Genomic DNA, 18,224 nt, shown 5'->3' with positions numbered 1-18,224 from the left:
ATTTTTATTAAGAAAAATATTTTTTTAAATTAAAGTAATCATTTTCTATAAAACATTATATATATTAAGTATCATTAAATAAAAAAAGGAGATAAATATGAGAAAATTTTTATTAATTTCATTATTTACAATTTTTACATTTACTTCTGTAATGTCTTGTAAAGTTGAAGAACAAAAAAATTCATCAAATAATCAAAGTGAAATTTTAGATGAATCAAAAACTACATCTTCAAATAATATAGAACAAACTAAAAAATTTTATTATCCCTTTACAGGTGTAGAATCATCAGAGGATCCTCAAAATAAAGTTCCTTATATGGCAGTTGTTGAAAATTCTAAAGCTTCAAGGCCTCAAAGTGGACTCTCCTTTGCAGATATTGTCTATGAAACCTCAGCAGAAGGTGGAATTCCTAGATTTATTGCCTTATATCATAGTAAAACTTCAGAAAAAATAGGACCTATAAGAAGTATACGCCCTTATTTTTTAACACTATCAAAACAATATTCATTACCTATTGCTCATTGTGGTGGTTCAAAGGAAGCTTTATCACAAGTTGAAAATGATGATTCTTTAATGAGTTTAAATGAAATGAAAAATGGAAAATATTATTATAGGGATAATTCTAGAAAAGCACCACATAATCTTTATACATCAAGTGAAAAAATATTAACTGCCATAAAAGATAAGAAATATAACTTAACTGCAAAATCTTATTTAAAATTTGATTCTAGCTATTTTAATAAAGATAATTTAAAAACAAGCTCAAATATAACTGTAAAACCAAATAACGTTTATGAAACTAAATATGTTTTCGAAAATGGTTCTTATACTAAATATATGGATGGTAAAATTGCAATTGATGCTATAACTAATAAACCCTTAACATTCAATAACATAATAGTTCAAAAAGCCGATATCACTCTTCAAACAGATAATTCTCATTTAGATATAGATTTAATTAATGATGGTGAAGGTTATTTATTTTCTAATGGTAAAGTTATAAATATATTATGGTCTAAAGATTCAGAGACAAGTGATACTATGCTTTTTGATACAGAAGGTAATGAAATTAGCTTATCTCCTGGTAATACAATATGGAATATAGTAGATTCAGATTCTTCTATTTCTTACTAATTTTTTTATAAAAGAAATTATTTTAATAATAATTTCTTTTATATTGCTAAACTATATCAGTAATGATATAGTTTATATTATCAGTAGTGATAAAGTTTACTTGCTTTAATCATTTTAATAGGAGGTATTTATATGCAAAAAATTGCCATTTTAACTGATAGTGGATCAGATTTAACTACAGAACAATTAAAAGAAAATAACATAGAGTTTGCACCATTTAGAATAATATATTCTAATGGAGAATTTGAAGATAAAATAGATATAAGTCCAAAAGAGGTTTATGAATCATTAGAAAAAGAAATTCCTACAACTTCTTTACCAAGTGCTTCTAGAATAGAAAATATTCTTAATAAATTAGAAGAAGAAGGTTACACTCATGTAATTGCAGTTACAATCTCAAGTGGGCTTTCAGGTACAGGTAATGCTATAAGATTAGCACTTGAAGATCACCCTAAATTAACATCTTATGTTTTTGATACTAAAATTCTTAGTATGGCTGAAGGTGCATTAGTATTAAATGCCGCTCAATTAGTTAAAGAAGGTAAAACTTTTGAAGAAATAATTGAGGAACTTCCAAAACTTCGTAAGAAAACTCATGGATACTTTACTATAAACACATTAGAATACTTAAAAAAAGGTGGAAGAATAGGAAAAGTAGCAGGTACTATCGGAGAAATCTTAAATTTAAAACCTATAATATCAGTTAATGATGAAGGTGTTTATTATACATTTGCTAAAGTTCGTGGTAGAAAGCAATCTATGAACAAATTAGTAAAAATAGCAAAAGAACACCTTGAAAAGGGTAAAAGCAAAGTTTGGGTTCTATGTGGTGGTTCATCTGATGAAGAATTTAATGCTTTATATGATGCTATCTCAAAACTTGATAATATAGAATCTATCGCGCCAGCTACAATAGGACCTTCTCTTGGAGTTCATACTGGTCCTGGTTTACTAGGAGTTGTAGTCCAAGAGGTATAATTATGAGTAATTTAAATTTTTCTGACTCAATGGATATAAAGGCTGAGGAAAAAAGACTCTATGAAGAATATAAAAGAAATATGATGGAACTTAAAAAAGTAAAAAAAGAAAAAGATGCTGTGGGTCAAGTTTTTACAAAAGGTTTATTATCCATTTATGTTCTTCATATATTGAATTCTACACCAGCCACAGGTAGTTATATCTCACATTCAATTGGAGAGCGTACACGAGGAAAATGGATTCCTAGTACAGGTGGAATATATCCAATTCTAAAATCATTAGAAAAAGACGGTCTTGTAGTTTGGAAATGGGATGATCCTAAAAAGAAATTCAGAAAAATATATTCTTTAACAAATGAAGGAAAGAAAGAATACTTAAGAAAAAAATCTTTGCTTAAATCTAAAATTGAAGAAGCATTAGATGTGTTCAAAATTGTATATAATGATATTTATTAAGGATACTATTAACTTAGTATCCTTTTTGTATATATATTAATAAATACGCTAACACTAATAATAAAAAGGAGGTAGTGTTATGCGAGGTAAAATATTAGATATAAATAATTTAGAGGCATTTATAGAATTAGAAAATGGCACCTTGATTTCACGCCCTTTATGCGAAATAGCTGGTGCATCTATTGGAGATTATATATCTGTATCTTTTGATAACTCATCTTCACCAAGTAATCATAACTTTTCTAATTATATAATAAATCCTCTTATGAATGACTTCTTTTAATAAAAATAGCAAGCTTATATAAGCTTGCTATTTTTATTACTCTACACTAATTGCATTTACTGGACAATTTTCCGCTGCTTCTTTAGCTCCATCTTCATTTTCTTGTGGAACGTCAGGTGAAATTGCAACAGCCTTTCCGTCATCATCCATATCAAATACTTCTGGACATATTGATGGACATAATCCACATCCAATACAAGTATCCTTATCAACATTAGCTTTCATATTAAATTACTCCTCTCATACATAGAGAGTATGTATTAATATAAGCCTTCAAATATTAATGAATATAGAGCATTATCTAATACATACTCCTCAGCTCTTCCTTCTTCTAGAGCTTCTGTAAGTTCTAGGTTTATTGGAAGTTCTCCTAAAAGTGGTAAACCAAGGTATTCTGCATGCTCTTCTGCTGACTTTTTACTAAATACTCTTAGCTTTTTGTCACAGCTATCACAAGTTATATAAGCCATATTTTCAACTACACCCTTAATAGGTGTGCCTACTTTCTCAGCCATTTTTACAACCTTTTTAACGATCATTGATACCATATCCTGTGGTGTAGAAACTATTATTAGTTCCTTAACATTGAACTCCTTCATAACTGTAAGCGCTATATCTCCTGTTCCAGGTGGCATATCAATTAGAAGATAATCTAACTCTCCCCACTCTGTATCAAAATACATTTGATTTAAAACTCCAGTTATTACAGGACCTCTCCATATAACAGGATCATCTTCAACTTCTGTTAAAAGATTCATTGACATAACCTTTATTCCACTCTTAGTTGTAGCTGGAATGAACTTTATATTTTGTTCATCTAATGATATTATTTGCGCTCTTTCATTATTTATACCAAAAAATCTTGGCATTGATGGTCCTGTTATATCTGCATCTAAAACTCCAACTTTATAACCTTTTTTTCTAAGCATAGTTGCAGTTATTCCTGTTACAGTAGATTTTCCTACTCCACCTTTTCCACTTATTATCCCTATTACATTTTTTATTTTTCCATACTTTGGCTTTTTACCAAATGGATTCATTGTAGCTTTTTGAGCATTATTCATATGTAAATCCTCCCTTATTTATTTGTTTGACTCCAATTATCAGGCTTTTTACCATCGCTTCCGACTGTAATTTCCCATTTTTTAAATTCATAATGTCCTACAACATAATATTTTTGGTAAGTCTTATCAATCTTATTATCTACAGTTATTAATGTTCTAAACACATCTGTGCTATATCCCATGTTTTGAACAGTTACAACTACATTAAAGTCATTTTGGTTGTTATTATTTATTATTTCAGCCCCCGGTATTACTTTTTGTAAATCCTTTTGGAATTTTTGTAAATCTGTTGAAAATAAATATTTAACACAATCTAAATCACTTAGTATATTAATTCCAACTTTGTGATTACCATCACCTAATGCACCTTTATTCATTTCCATTACTTTCATTATTGTACCATAATATATTGAATTAAAATCTCTAGGTCTTCTTATAAATGATAAATTATTAATTATTGTCTGATCCAAATCTCTTGGTACCTTATAGGCATTATTTGAATCATAAAAGTTTCCTCTCCTACTTTCATTAACACCTACTACATAATAATACTTTTTAACTTTGTCTCCTGTATGAATCTCAAATATGTAATCAGGATCTAATGAACTTTTTTCCGGCTCTGGGTTTCCTGCTGATAATGTTTTGTATATTTCCTCTATTGCCTTCGGATCCGTAACTTCAAATCTAAAACCAGTATCACGACTATTCTCTATGACTATTTCATCAACCTTATTAGTCTTCATATAATCAAAATCATTGTTTCTAAATCCAAGCTTTACTAAAACATTATTTACAGGTGTACATCCAACCATAGTTGTTCCAATAACAACCATAATGCAAAGCATTGCTAATTTTGATATTACCCGTCTATTCACTTATTTTCTCTCCTTTTAAATTTATCTAAATTGTAAATTATAACTCCTAATACAAGAGTAAATATAGCTATAAATTGCGATGTTGAAAACATTAATATATTTCCTCTTGGATCATTTCTAAAAAATTCTATAAAAAATCTTCCAATACTATAAATTATAATATATACAGCAAGTATCCTACCTTTAATTCTTTCTTTTCTGCTATACCATATCAAAAAACTTGCTAATAAAAAATCAAATACGGAACTAAATAATTGAGTTGGTATTAAAGGTATTCCACTAGGTGCTAAAGACCCACTTGGAAACACTACTCCAATTGGAAGTGTTGTTTCTCTTCCATAGCAACATCCAGCCAAAAAACATCCTATTCTTCCAAACCCCTGTGCTAAAGCAACAAAAGGAACAACAAAATCTAATAATTGTATAGAATCAAATCTATTTTTTCTACAATATAAATATAGTCCTAGTGCACCACATATTATAGCTCCATATATTACAAATCCATTACCAAAATTAAATAGAATTGACGGATTATTTATTATGTCCTTAAATTCAGTAATTATAAATAATAACTTTCCTCCTAATATACCTGATATAACTGTTACAATTATTAAATTTAATAACTTATCTTCATCATATCCATACCTTTTTGCTTTTCTTATAAAAAATGTTGATGCTAATATTACACCTATAGCAATCATAAACCCATAACTATAAACCTTAAAATTTAAAATTTCAAAAAGTACTTGTCTCATATTCCCTCCTAAACACCCTATATAACTAATTAGGAGAAGCTTAAGCTTCTCCTAATTATATCTAAATTATAATACTTTCAAATATTACTTGCAAATTATTGTATATTACAAATTTATTACTTAGCTGGAACTACAATTGTTGAATTTTTATAATCATAGAACATTAACCAAAAACCATATTCATCATTACTTTTTCTCTTACACCATGTAATAAATCCTGATTTTCCTCCATAAGGTTGCTCATCCTTATCTTTTTTACCTGGCACAGCATAAACTAAGTACTTTAAGTTTCCTTTTTTATCACATTTATATCCCATCATAAAATAACCGTATTTTCTGATATATGGATAATAATTAATCATAGGATAATATAAAATAGAATATTTATTATAATCTTTTGAATCACACATATCCTCTATATCATGTACAGGTATCTTATACCATTTAGTATAAGTTAATTCTTTGAATCCATCTTTAACTTCCTCAAAACCTTTAACTAAGTTTTCAAAGAAATCTCCAATACCACCTCTTAATTTAAAATCATAAGGATCTACATTTTCTATCTCTATACTTCTTTCATAATCTTCAAACTTATTTGTTAATTCTTCCTCATTGTTTTTATGTTCAGCTTTAATATTTTCTACTTCTTCTTTAACAACTTCTTCTTTATTTTGATTTATATCTAAGTTCTCTTTTATATCAGTATGCTTTTCTTCAACTTCTGGTTCAATAACCTCTCTTTTTATATACTCTCTTGATTTAGGTTTAAGTCCATCATAATCACATTTTACTACTTTGCATTTCTTCCAGTTGTCATCTAACTTTTCTCCGCTCATAAATCCATACATAGTAAAATCTAATCCATCTGATTTCTTTTTACATATACCAGCTCCTGATATTTTATCATAATGCATATTTAATCCTGCTATATTATCAGAATTATATTCTATACACGCCTCACCTTTTCCAGAATCACTAACCTTTAGTTTACCAATATCCACTATTTGCTTTAAATCTTTTTTATAACAAATAAGTACTATAGTATAATCATCTTCTTTTTTTAAGTTTTGTGTGTAAAATGTTATTTTGCACTTATCCCCTTTTGATTCTATTTTTGCATATCCTGACAGTGCCTTATCTGAAGAACTCTTACTTCTTTCATCTTCTTGTAGAATTATAAAATTTCTATATAATTTACTATGTGCCAATTTCCCCATTACCTCCGCATACATTTATTCAATATAGTATATGCAGTAAGGTACCTATTATGATAATCGAAATTTACTTATATTTGTAAATTTCATCACTAAGCTTTGCAAATTCTTCTAAAGATAAAGTTTCTCCTCTTCTCTTTGGATCTATTCCAGCATCATCAAATGCCTTTTGTAGCTTTTCTTTATCTATACCTATATTTTTTACTCCGTTCCATAAAGTTTTTCTTCTCATATTAAAAGAATTTCTTATAATGTCAAACATAAGTTTTTCATCTTTAACTTCAACTCTTGGACTATCTAATCTATCTAACCTTATTACTATTGAATCAACCTTAGGTCTTGGTATAAATGAACTTGGTGATACTTTTCTTATTATTTTTGTATTACAGTAATATTGTACTAATAATGATAATGAACCATATTCTTTACAGTTTGGTTCTGCATTTATTCTCTCTGCAACTTCTTTTTGTATCATTATAGTTAAACTTTTAAAATTATATTTTTCTTTTAAAAGATTTACTATTATCGGAGTAGTTACATAATAAGGAAGATTTGCAACTAATTTTACACTTTTTTCATCTCCAATTATTTCATTGAAATCTACCTTTAAAGCATCCTTATGTACTAATGAAAAATTTGGATGACCTCCAAGTTCTTCTTGTAATATAGGAATTAAATCATTATCTAATTCTATTGAAACAACTTTTTTAGCTTTATTTAAAAGCTGAGCAGTTAAAGTTCCAACCCCTGGTCCTATTTCTATTACTAAATCTTCATCATTAACATCAGCACCTTGAACTATATCAGTAAGAACTGAGTCATCTATAAGAAAGTTTTGTCCTAAGCTCTTCGAAAATTTAAAATTGTACTTTTTTACAAGTTCTTGAGTTTTATAATCTTTTATTTCCATATTAAATTTCTCCTATTTCTTTTTCTACTTTTTGCATAGCCTTTGCAAATTCTTCTTTATCTATTCCGTAATTGTTTAGTCTAGATAGCATTTGTTTAGCATTTCCATATCCTATTCCAAGTTCTTTACCTAAAGCCATTCTTCTATCCTTAGCCTTTTCATCAGCTGCAAGTTTAAAATAAAACATATCCTCCATACCATATTCATTATGCTTTTCTTCTAGCGTAACCTTTGCACCTTCTAAGGCTCTTATTATAACATCTGGACATGCATTTTCTACACCTATATCTCCATCTTTTAATCCATCCTCTTGAGCTATATATGCATGCTTTATTCCTTTTACTCTCTTTGCAATTATGTTACGTATCTTCTCTCCAGCAAAATCTGGATCAGTTAAAACTATAACCCCCTTTCTTTTTTGAGCTTCTTTTATTCTATCTATAACCCTTTTATTTATTCCGAATCCACCAACAGCAATAAGTTCAGCATCTACAGCTTTCTTTACTGCATCTATATCATCTCTACCTTCAACTACTATAACTTCTTTTATAATTTTCTTATCCACAAGCTTTACTTCCTTTCGCTAATCATTTATTCTTAGCACTCATATATAAATAATTTACATATATATATACATCATGTCAAATAATAATACATAACTATTATATACAAAAAAATAAGAGATAACTAATCTGTTATCTCTTTAAAATCAAACTATTCACCCGGATAAGATACTATATAAACATCTACTCCATATTTTCTTCCCCATTGATTACATGCTGATGAACTATTTAAATAAACATCTATTATATTTCCTTTTATAGCTCCACCAGTATCTGATGCTCTAGCATATCCATAACCTTCTACATATACTAAGCTTCCTAAAGGAATAACTCTTGGGTCTACTGCTATTGTACTAACTCCACCAGGGTTGTACACAGGGGCAACACCAGTTGCAGTAGTACTATGACCTGAATATGCTGTCGCCTCCATAACTAAGTGTTTCTTATATTGTACTGAATCACCTCTATTTGGTATATAATTAACCGGATTCTTTGTACCTTGTACAACTACTGCATTAACAGGAGTTGCAACAACTTTACTGCTTACTTCTTTCTTTGAAGCTTCTTTTCCATCTTTATATACTATTTCGTAAGTAACCTCTTGCTTTCCGTTTTTACCTTCAGCTTCAATTCGTTTCTTACCTTTCTCAAGGCTTTCATCACTCTTAGTTACGGTATCGTAAGGTATTGCCTTTTGTTCTGTAACCTTCTTGCTTTCTACCTTAACAATACTAACATCCATATTTTCTGTGACTGGAGTATTTAGTTCTGGCTTAACTTCGTCTATACCATCTACATATTCTACTCCTTGTTTTTTAAGTTGATCATTACTAGTTAATAAAACATCTTCAATATTATCTTCTGCTGAATAAATTTTAACATCTTTATCTGCAAACTTAATATTGATCGGCACAGCTTTATCAACTGCAATCTCCTGACCTTCTTTAATTTTGGATTCTAAGGATGGTTGCACCTTATCATAATCTGATAAACTTATTCCTTTATCTTGCAACGCATCTTTAACAGTCCCTTTATATGTGATAAATGTTTCTTCTTTTCCGTCAATACTTAATTTAACTGTCTTTCTCATTGTAGCAACTGTAGTGGCTACTATGACTACAGCAATAGCTGCAGTTAATATCACTATTTTTGCCTTCGGACCGTTAGAAAAACTTTTCTTCATAAAAGTTTTAAATTTTTCTACCATTGATTTCCCTCCTTTGGCAAGAGTGTCTTTTGCATTATACTTAGTTTTTAATACCTTGTCAAATCTACACTCTCTTGCTTACTAGCGCTAAACCTTGAAAATGCAGTGCTATGCATATATTTTTTTATTATAAATTTAGCACTAAATGAGTTCCCTGCGTCCATGGTATATTGTTTAAGTATCTCCGAGAATTAATTGTAAATTAATTCCATTTAAGTTTACATTATTTTTTCTTATTAATCAAATTGTAAAAATTGTTATTAAGCTCAATATTTAACTCTTCTGGATTCATGCTTCTTATTTCTGCTATTTTCTCTATAACTTCTTTTATATAATCAGATCTGTTTCTCTTTCCTCTATTTGGTACTGGAGCCATAAATGGAGCATCAGTTTCTACAAGCATTCTGTTAACTGGAATTTCTTTTGCAACCTCTACTACTTTTTTTGCATTTTTAAATGTAACAACACCAGTAAAACCTATGTAATATCCTAATTTTATACATTCTTTTGCAAACTCTACACTTCCTGAAAAACAGTGAACTACACCCTTAACTTTTGGAAATTCTTTCATTATATCTAATGTGTCTTTATGTGCATCTCTATCATGTATTATTACAGGTAAATTTAATTCTTCTGCAAGTTTCATTTGTTTTCTAAATACATCTTGTTGAACTTCTTTTGGAGGATTTTCTTCCCAATAATAATCTAATCCGATTTCACCAACAGCAACTATTTTTTCATTTGACTTTATTAAATCTCTTAATTCTTTTAATACTTTATCTGTTAATTCATTAGCATTTTCAGGATGAATTCCTAATGCGCCATATATAAAATCATATGTTTGTGTAAGCTTATAAGTTACTTCTATACTTTCATATGAAGAAGCACAGTTTAAAATTCCAATAACCCCATTATTTTTTAATTCATTTAAAATTTCTTCTCTATCTACATCATAATCCTCAGAATCATAATGTGCATGTGTATCAAATATTTTGTATTTATTATCCATTAATAGCAAATCTCCCTCTTTTAAAATTTTATTACATATATTATTATACAATATAAGCACTTTGAAAAAATATATACATTAGTGAAAGGATTTGAAACACATGAAAAACACGCAATTAATAAATATAATAAAATCATCATTGTTGTTCAAAGATTTTGAATTTGAAGAAATAGAAGCGATTATATCAGACCCTTTAGTATCAATAAAGAAATACTCTAAAGAAGAAGTTATATTTTTTAATAATGATATCTGCAATAATTTAAGCATAGTAATATCTGGTGTAGTTGAAATTCAACAAAATGATGAAAATGGAAATGTTTTAATTGTTTCAACCCTTGAAGCTTCTAATATGTTTGGTGAAAATTTATTATTTGGAAACAAGAATACTTATCCTATGGATGTAGTTAGTAAAAATAATAGTTTAATTCTTCATATAAATAAAAAGAAAATAACTTCTTTACTTCAAGAAAACCAAAAATTATTATTAGCATTTTTAGCACTATTATCTAATAAGGCACTATTATTAAGTCAAAAATTAAAACAAGTGTCATCAAAATCATTAAGAGCTATGATTTGTGAATTTTTATTGATTGAATCAAAAAAACAAAATAGTAATATAATAAACTTAAATATGACAAAGCAAGCTCTAGCAAACTCCTTCGGAGTTCAAAGACCTTCATTATCTAGAGAATTAATCAGAATGAAAAATGAAGAAATAATTGACTATGATAGAAAAACAATTAAGATATTGAATTTCGACAAAATAACAATCTAATTTTATTAATATTTTCATTATTATTTATTTAGAATAATTATCATTTAATATTTTATTATATATTTTGACACAAAACTGACATATTACTAAGTTATTATTTAATTGTAAAGTAGTTAAAGCATTATTATTTACCCCTTATAACCATCTTAATTGATTGGTTCCTAGAATATCTAGTCCCCCTATTTTAGATATTCTAGGATTTTTTTATATTTTATTTTCTTTTAATTTTTTTATTTCATCTATAATATTTTTCCTATCTATTAATTCAAATAATGGTTTATATGATTTTATAATAGATGTTTTCCTTACGTTTATTAAATTCCACTCTCCACCACTTACTTCAAAATTATCTTTTATCTTTTTTGATGTTTCTGGTAAAAACGGCTCTAATACATTCGCTAAATTTATAATACCTTCAACCTTTGGATTATTTTTTTTATTTTCTTCCTTTATATATGCAAAAATTTGCCTAATTGCAGACTTAAATTTACATTGTTCTATTTTCTCTCCAACACTAAAATATAAATCCAACATTTTATCTCTTTCTATATTATCTAAATAAGAAAAATCACTTGTTTTTATTGTTTTTTTATAGAGACTATCTAATTCAAAAACTAAATCTCTATTATTTAAATTTATAAAATCTCTCCATTTAAAATCTGTTATAGTCTCTTCAGGTCCATTATTTATTAAATAATATCTTAATGAATCTACATTGTATTTTTCTAATATTTCATCTACCCAAATGGCCCAATTTTTATTTGTAGAAAAATCTTTACCTTCAAGTTTTAAATGTTCACTAGAAACTATAGTTATATTTGGATTTTTAAAACCTAATGCTACTAATATTCCAGGAAAAATTATTGTGTGAAATGGTATATTATCCTTTCCATGAACTAAATAAACTTTACTATCCTCACTATCCCAGTAATCAGATAACTTATTATCTAATTTATTTTCTATACATTTGCTTGTTGCAGTTAAATATCCCATAAGAGCTTCAATCCAAACGAATATCTTTTTATTTGAAAAACCTTTAAAAGGTACATCTATCCCCCAATCAATTTCTTTTGTTATAGATCTATCTCTTAATCCTTCATCTAAATATCTTTTTGTTATTGTTTCAGCATTTTTTCTCCAGTCATTTTGTTTTATAAATATTCTTTTTACATCATTTTCTAATTTAGAAAGTGAAAATATTAAATTCTTATCATTATTTTCATAAACTTCTTCATATATATAACCACTTTCATATAATTTTTGTATAAATTTTTTTACATTTTCCTTATGATATTTAGTATCCGTATTTGTAAATAAATCAAATGAAAAATTTAATTTATTAAAACATTCTATAAATTCATCATTATATTTTTTAAGTGTATCTTCTGGTGTTATTCCGAGTTCTAAAGCCTTTAACTTTACTGGTCTACCATGTGCATCACTGCCCGATATAAATACTACATTATCTCCCATCATTCTATGATACCTTGCTAATATATCCCCTGGAAGAAAAACTGCTATCCGTCCTAAATGCAACTTTCCATTAGCATATGGCCACGCATTACCTATTACTATATTCATTTTCTCAAATCCCTTCCTATTTTATACAAAAAGAAGCCAACCTTATACAAGCTGACTTCCTATCTAGTGTTTTTTATTTATCTTACTATACTTCCAGTTGGTAAGTTATCTCCTGGATTAACTAAGTTTAATATACTATCATCGTCATTTGATGCAGCAATTATCATACCTTGTGATAATTCACCTCTTAACTTAACAGGTTTTAAGTTTGCAACAAGTACAACATTTTTTCCTATTAAATCTTCTGGTTTAAAGTGTTTTGCTATTCCTGAAACTACCTGTCTAACTTCTCCACCTAAATCAACTTTTAATTTAAGTAATTTGTTAGCTTTCTTTATTGGCTCACACTCTAAAACTTTAACTACTCTTAAATCTATTTTTTCAAAATCTTCTATTGTTATTTCTTCTTTAATTGGTTGGATTTCTTTAACGTCTTCTTTAACTTCTTCTTTTTTAGAATTAGCCTCTATTTGAGCTTTTCTTAACTCTTCAAGTTCAGCAAGCTTTTTATCAACATCTATTCTTGGGAATAAACTATATCCTTTTTTAACATTTGTTCCAGGAGCAGTTCCATCAAATCCTTCTAATGAATTCCAATCAGTTGCTGTAACAGCTAATTGTTCATTTATTTTTTCTGAAGTTGTTGGTAAGAATGATGATAATAAAACTGAAGTAAATCTTAAAGCTTCTGCTAAATTATAAAGAACTGTTCCAAGTCTCTCCTTTTTATCTTCATCCTTTGCTAATATCCATGGAGTTGTTTCATCAATATACTTATTAGCCCTTCTAACTAATTCAAATACATTTTCTAAAGCTTCAGGAAGCTTTAATGCATCTATTGATTCTGAAACCTTCTTTGGAGTTTCTAATGCTAAGTTAATTAGCTCATCATCTACATCTTCCTTACCTACTGGTGCTGGAATAACTCCATCAAAATATTTTTCTATCATTGCAACTGTTCTTGAAAGTAAATTTCCAAGGTCATTACAAAGATCTGAATTTATTTTCTTTATAAATATTTCGTTGTTAAATAATCCGTCTGCTCCAAATGGTATTTCTCTTAATAAGTAATATCTAACAGCATCTACACCAAAGTTTTCTACTAATGTAACTGGATCAACTACATTACCTTTTGATTTACTCATCTTTCCACCATCAACAAGTAACCATCCATGACCAAATATTTGTTTTGGTAATGGTAAATCTAAAGCCATTAACATTATTGGCCAATAAATTGTATGAAATCTTAATATATCCTTGCCTATTAAGTGAACATCTGCTGGCCAGTATTTATCAAATAATTCTGTGTTATTGCTTCCATATCCTAATGCAGTTATATAGTTTGATAATGCATCAATCCATACATAAACAACATGCTTTTCATCAAATGTTACTGGAACTCCCCAATCAAAGCTAGTTCTTGAAACACAAAGATCTTGTAATCCTGGTTTTAAGAAGTTATTTAACATTTCATTTTTTCTAGATTCTGGTTGTATGAAATGTGGATGTTCTTCTATATATTTAATTAATCTATCAGCATATTTGCTCATTTTGAAGAAATAAGCTTCTTCTTTTGAAGTTTCAACTGGTCTTCCACAGTCTGGGCACTTTCCATCTACTAATTGACTTTCTGTCCAGAATGATTCACATGGAGTACAATATAACCCTTCATATGAACTCTTATATATATCTCCTTGATCATATAATCTTTTAAATATTTTTTGAACTGCTTCCACATGATAATCATCAGTTGTTCTTATAAACTTATCATAACTTATATTCATCATGCTCCAAAGGTCTTTTATTCCAGCAACTATTTCATCTACATGCTCTATAGGTTTTATACCTTTTTCTTCAGCTATTCTTTGAATTTTTTGACCATGTTCATCTGTTCCTGTTAAGAACATTACATCATATCCTGTTAATCTCTTAAATCTTGCTATTGCATCAGCTGCAACTGTTGTATAAGTGTTACCTATATGTAACTTCGTTGATGGATAATATATAGGTGTAGTAATATAATATGGTTTCTTACACATCTTAAAATCCTCCTTTATTTATATAAATATATCTTTTACTATAAAAAAACCTCTATGCATAATGCATAGAGGCGTTATATACGCGTACCACTCTATTTCTCCTTTGCCTCACGACAAAAAACTCAATAGGTAATAAAATTTACCTTACAATATAACGGTTGTTCCCGTATCCTTCTAACTCTCTAAGCTCAAAGGATGTGCTCCAAGGCCATATTCATAAAAGTCTATAACACTAGCTTTCAGCAAATTGCTAGCTCTCTTTAGATACATACTTTTACTACTCTTCTTTTCATAGCATTTATCTTCAATTTTAATATTTTAAATATATAATATTCTATATATTTTTATATGTCAATTGTTTTTAAATTGTAATCTTTATTAATAAAATTATTTACTTCTATGTGTTATAATATTTAAAAATCTATTTTGGGGGTTTTAATTATGAAGTTAAACGTGCATAGGGTTGGTTTACGTAATATAAAAACAGCTCTTGCGGTTACTGTTTGTATGATTATATTTCAATTTCTAGGACGAGAAAACGCATTTTATGCATGTATTGCTGCTGTTATTTGTATGAAGGATACAGTCTCAAGTTCCTTTACCATGGGTAAAAATAGACTTATCGGCACTATAATTGGTGGTATATTTGGTATGTTAATTATATTTATTATGATTAAATTTACCTTCTTATATGATTATAGCGCATTTATAACTGGACTTGGTATAGTTGCTGTAATTTACACTTGTAACCTTTTTAATAAACCAGGATCAGTTACAATTGCATGTATAGTACTTATAGGTATAATGATTAATTATAGTGGACCTCAATCTTATGCTTATGCCATTGGAAGAAGCATAGATACCGCAATAGGTATAATCGTAGCAATACTAATAAATAAATATTTTAATCCGCCTGAGGAGAAAGAATAAAGCTATAGTAAAAACTATAGCTTTATTCTTCTTTATAATCTACAACATCAATAATCTCACTCTGATCAACTGGTAATCTATAATTTAGTTTAGGTATTTCTAATTTTAATCTATAATTTTTAAATGATACCTTAAGTGATGATATATCTGAATCTGGAACAAAAAATTCTCTAGAAAATCCATCACCAAATTCTGATACAACCATAGACATATTATAACCATTAGAAAATACTTGCCTTCGATTTATATTTATATATATATAATCATCTTTATAATCTACTTTTATATCTTTTTTATCTATCCCTGGAAATACTCCTTCTATTATATATTTAGATTCATCTTCTTTCATATTTACATTTATAAAATCACCTTCATTAAAAAATTCTTCAATTGAACCAATATTTATACTACTAAAAAACTTAGAAAATGTTTGACTAAATATATTAGAAAAATCTCCTATGTTATTAATAATATTTCTATTTCCTATTCTTCTATTCATAATATCCCTCTTATAAAATTTTTCTTATTATAACTTATTAATATAAATATTATACTGACACATTTTAATTTATATATTAGGTAAGTTATTAATTATTCTAATAAAAAAAGTGTGGAAATTATCCACACTTTTAAAAATTAATATATTAATTTTCCACAACTTCATCCACTGGTTTTCCTATAAACTTAACAGCAATTACAAGTACTATTATTGCAACAGGTAATATTATATAAACAGGAACATTTAATCCAGCTGGTATATAACCTAATATTATTGTGGCTCCTGCAACAAACAGTGCATACCACATTTGTGTTTTTACGTGTTCTATATGATCACATCCAGCTCCCATTGATGAAAGTATTGTTGTATCTGATATTGGTGAACAGTGGTCTCCAAATATTGCTCCTGTAAGTACAGCACTTGTACTTAATACTATATAGCTCATATCTGGTGATATTGAATGAGCTAGAGGAATTGCAAGAGGCATAAGTATTCCCATTGTTCCATATGCAGTTCCGGTAGCAAATGATATTACAGCTCCTAATATAAATATAATACTTGGAAGTAAAAATGATGGTATTGATCCAGATAATAATGTAACTAAATATTTAGCAGTTCCCAAATCTTTTATTACTGAACTTAATGACCATGCAAGTAATAAAATTACTCCAGTTATTATAAGACCTTTCATTCCATCTACCCAAACTTCAACAGCTTCTGACACAGTAAATATCTTTTTACAAACTCCCATAGCAATTGCTATTATTGATGCAAATACTGCTGATTGGAAAAGTGCTGTTGATGCATCAGCTGCACTAAATGCTTCTCTTATTGCTGTAAAAGAAAACGGTGCATTAGTTACAACTTCTCTAAGTGCTACATCAGTTCCACCTATTATACTTGTATATCCACTATAATAAAAACTTATAAGAGCTGATATTATAAGTGCTCCTATTGGGATTATTGCATTCCAAATACTAAGCTTAACTCCTTCTTTTACTTTCATCTCATCTTCTGTACTTATACTTTCAAGCTCTGATTTTTTATCCTTAATACCTTTTCTAGCCCTAACTTCAGCCTTTCTCATAGGTCCAAAATCCCTAAGCATAACAGATGTAATAACTACAAATGCAAGTATTAAAATATTATAAAATCTATATGGAATAGTTTGAAGAAAAACACCAAAGGAATCAACTTTAACTCCAATTTGAGTAAATGAATCATTTATAAGTCCTACTTCTAACCCTATCCAAGTTGATATTATTGCAAGTCCTGCAATTGGTGCTGCTGTTGCATCAATTATAAAAGCTAACCTTTCTCTTGAAACTTTAAGTTTATCTGCAACAGGCTTCATTATAGGACCTACTATTAATGAATTTGCATAATCATCAAAAAATACTAAAAGACCTAGAAACCAAGTAACAAGTTGAGCACTCCTTGGAGTTTTTGCTCTTTTTGCAAGTGCTTCTGCTATAGCTCTAGCACCTCCCATTTTAGCAACAAGATTTATTACTCCTCCAATAGCTAAAACTTGAAGTATTATTCCAGCATTCCAAGGATCCGCTAAAGAATTTAGGACTCTTTGTATAAAATCTAAAAAGGCTTGTATCAATGCATTAAATGCATTTTGATCTACGACTTGAATCATAAAACATCCAGCTAATGCACCAATAAACAAAGATACTACAACATTTTTTGTAATAAATGCAAGTACAATTGCAACTAAAGGTGGTATTATAGTCCATATACCAAACCTTTCTGCATTTACAGTTCCTGGATCAATTTCTGATGCAAATGCTACTGTTGTCATACTCATCATTAGTATAAAGGTAAATAAAAATACTAAATAATTTCTTTTTTTCATGATTGAATCCCCCTATTAAAATAAAATTTGTGAATATTTTTTAGAGGCCCATCATTTTACTTTAAAGTCAAAAAGAACCTTGAGATAA

The 18,224-nt window shown here is 28.3% G+C and carries 18 protein-coding genes, 1 pseudogene and 1 other annotated feature; of the genes and pseudogenes, 6 read left to right on the top strand and 13 right to left on the bottom strand.

What is annotated here, in order from left to right:
* Nucleotides 1-97 precede the first annotated feature (97 nt).
* From Q4E08_RS01470 to Q4E08_RS01455, 4 genes are all read left to right on the top strand, one after another.
* The gene (locus Q4E08_RS01470) at nucleotides 98-1,135 is read left to right on the top strand and encodes a DUF3048 domain-containing protein (RefSeq protein ID WP_303127392.1); all 1,038 of its coding nucleotides are present in this window, start codon (nucleotides 98-100) and stop codon (nucleotides 1,133-1,135) included.
* A 132-nt stretch (nucleotides 1,136-1,267) separates the two neighbouring features.
* Nucleotides 1,268-2,113 carry a DegV family protein gene (locus Q4E08_RS01465; protein WP_303127390.1) on the top strand — a complete coding sequence of 282 codons (846 nt, stop codon included), beginning with the start codon at nucleotides 1,268-1,270 and terminating at the stop codon, nucleotides 2,111-2,113.
* Between the two features lie 2 nt (nucleotides 2,114-2,115).
* Entirely contained in the window at nucleotides 2,116-2,568 is a 453-nt protein-coding gene (locus Q4E08_RS01460) for a PadR family transcriptional regulator (RefSeq protein ID WP_303127388.1), read from the top strand.
* A 79-nt stretch (nucleotides 2,569-2,647) separates the two neighbouring features.
* Nucleotides 2,648-2,851 carry a hypothetical protein gene (locus Q4E08_RS01455; RefSeq protein WP_303127386.1) on the top strand — a complete coding sequence of 68 codons (204 nt, stop codon included), beginning with the start codon at nucleotides 2,648-2,650 and terminating at the stop codon, nucleotides 2,849-2,851.
* Nucleotides 2,852-2,887: 36 nt separating this feature from the next.
* On the opposite strand, the gene Q4E08_RS01450 is transcribed toward Q4E08_RS01455, so the two are convergent.
* The 9 genes and pseudogenes from Q4E08_RS01450 to Q4E08_RS01410 all read right to left on the bottom strand — a co-directional run bounded on the left by Q4E08_RS01450 (nucleotide 2,888) and on the right by Q4E08_RS01410 (nucleotide 10,448).
* Nucleotides 2,888-3,076 carry a ferredoxin gene (locus Q4E08_RS01450; RefSeq protein ID WP_303127384.1) on the bottom strand — a complete coding sequence of 63 codons (189 nt, stop codon included), beginning with the start codon at nucleotides 3,074-3,076 and terminating at the stop codon, nucleotides 2,888-2,890.
* 35 nt (nucleotides 3,077-3,111) lie between these two features.
* Nucleotides 3,112-3,864, bottom strand: a pseudogene (locus Q4E08_RS01445) (Mrp/NBP35 family ATP-binding protein); the annotation flags it as partial.
* A 65-nt stretch (nucleotides 3,865-3,929) separates the two neighbouring features.
* A complete protein-coding gene (locus Q4E08_RS01440) occupies nucleotides 3,930-4,790 on the bottom strand; it encodes a hypothetical protein (protein WP_368410141.1) in 861 nt (286 codons plus the stop codon).
* On the bottom strand, nucleotides 4,787-5,545 hold the full coding sequence (locus tag Q4E08_RS01435; RefSeq protein WP_303127382.1) for a prolipoprotein diacylglyceryl transferase: 759 nt from the start codon (nucleotides 5,543-5,545) through the stop codon (nucleotides 4,787-4,789). The genes Q4E08_RS01440 and Q4E08_RS01435 overlap by 4 nt, the downstream gene beginning before the upstream one ends.
* A 116-nt stretch (nucleotides 5,546-5,661) precedes the next feature.
* Nucleotides 5,662-6,762 carry a hypothetical protein gene (locus Q4E08_RS01430; protein WP_303127381.1) on the bottom strand — a complete coding sequence of 367 codons (1,101 nt, stop codon included), beginning with the start codon at nucleotides 6,760-6,762 and terminating at the stop codon, nucleotides 5,662-5,664.
* 64 nt (nucleotides 6,763-6,826) lie between these two features.
* The gene (gene rsmA, locus Q4E08_RS01425; protein WP_303127380.1) at nucleotides 6,827-7,669 is read right to left on the bottom strand and encodes a 16S rRNA (adenine(1518)-N(6)/adenine(1519)-N(6))-dimethyltransferase RsmA; all 843 of its coding nucleotides are present in this window, start codon (nucleotides 7,667-7,669) and stop codon (nucleotides 6,827-6,829) included.
* A gap of 1 nt (nucleotide 7,670) precedes the next feature.
* Nucleotides 7,671-8,222 (bottom strand): ribonuclease M5, encoded by a 552-nt coding sequence (gene rnmV, locus Q4E08_RS01420; RefSeq protein ID WP_303127466.1) that lies wholly within the window; start codon nucleotides 8,220-8,222, stop codon nucleotides 7,671-7,673.
* 161 nt (nucleotides 8,223-8,383) lie between these two features.
* Nucleotides 8,384-9,439: a 3D domain-containing protein gene (locus Q4E08_RS01415; RefSeq protein WP_303127378.1), complete on the bottom strand. Its 1,056-nt coding sequence runs from the start codon at nucleotides 9,437-9,439 to the stop codon at nucleotides 8,384-8,386.
* Nucleotides 9,440-9,662: 223 nt separating this feature from the next.
* Nucleotides 9,663-10,448, bottom strand: a complete 786-nt coding sequence (locus tag Q4E08_RS01410; RefSeq protein WP_303127376.1) for a TatD family hydrolase — start codon at nucleotides 10,446-10,448, stop codon at nucleotides 9,663-9,665.
* A 100-nt stretch (nucleotides 10,449-10,548) separates the two neighbouring features.
* Between Q4E08_RS01410 and Q4E08_RS01405 the strand changes: the two genes are divergently transcribed.
* Nucleotides 10,549-11,223 (top strand): Crp/Fnr family transcriptional regulator, encoded by a 675-nt coding sequence (locus Q4E08_RS01405; RefSeq protein WP_303127374.1) that lies wholly within the window; start codon nucleotides 10,549-10,551, stop codon nucleotides 11,221-11,223.
* Nucleotides 11,224-11,427: 204 nt separating this feature from the next.
* Here Q4E08_RS01405 and Q4E08_RS01400 read toward each other — a convergent pair whose 3' ends face one another.
* Both Q4E08_RS01400 and metG read right to left on the bottom strand, forming a co-directional pair.
* Nucleotides 11,428-12,804 carry a methionine--tRNA ligase gene (locus tag Q4E08_RS01400; RefSeq protein WP_303127372.1) on the bottom strand — a complete coding sequence of 459 codons (1,377 nt, stop codon included), beginning with the start codon at nucleotides 12,802-12,804 and terminating at the stop codon, nucleotides 11,428-11,430.
* A gap of 77 nt (nucleotides 12,805-12,881) precedes the next feature.
* Nucleotides 12,882-14,843 (bottom strand): methionine--tRNA ligase, encoded by a 1,962-nt coding sequence (gene metG / locus Q4E08_RS01395; RefSeq protein WP_303127370.1) that lies wholly within the window; start codon nucleotides 14,841-14,843, stop codon nucleotides 12,882-12,884.
* Between the two features lie 64 nt (nucleotides 14,844-14,907).
* Nucleotides 14,908-15,145 (bottom strand) — a binding site (T-box leader).
* 139 nt (nucleotides 15,146-15,284) lie between these two features.
* Here metG and Q4E08_RS01390 point away from each other — a divergent pair.
* Nucleotides 15,285-15,773, top strand: a complete 489-nt coding sequence (locus Q4E08_RS01390) for an aromatic acid exporter family protein (RefSeq protein ID WP_303127368.1) — start codon at nucleotides 15,285-15,287, stop codon at nucleotides 15,771-15,773.
* Between the two features lie 22 nt (nucleotides 15,774-15,795).
* Here Q4E08_RS01390 and Q4E08_RS01385 read toward each other — a convergent pair whose 3' ends face one another.
* Entirely contained in the window at nucleotides 15,796-16,272 is a 477-nt protein-coding gene (locus Q4E08_RS01385; RefSeq protein ID WP_303127366.1) for an Hsp20 family protein, read from the bottom strand.
* Between the two features lie 145 nt (nucleotides 16,273-16,417).
* On the bottom strand, nucleotides 16,418-18,136 hold the full coding sequence (locus Q4E08_RS01380; RefSeq protein ID WP_303127364.1) for a Na+/H+ antiporter NhaC family protein: 1,719 nt from the start codon (nucleotides 18,134-18,136) through the stop codon (nucleotides 16,418-16,420).
* Nucleotides 18,137-18,224: the final 88 nt, after the last annotated feature.

Source organism: Clostridium sp., assembly GCF_030532265.1.
Classification (GTDB): Bacteria; Bacillota; Clostridia; order Clostridiales; family Clostridiaceae; genus Clostridium.
Note: the sequence above shows the minus strand (reverse complement) of the source record. Positions and strands in the feature narration are given on the sequence as shown.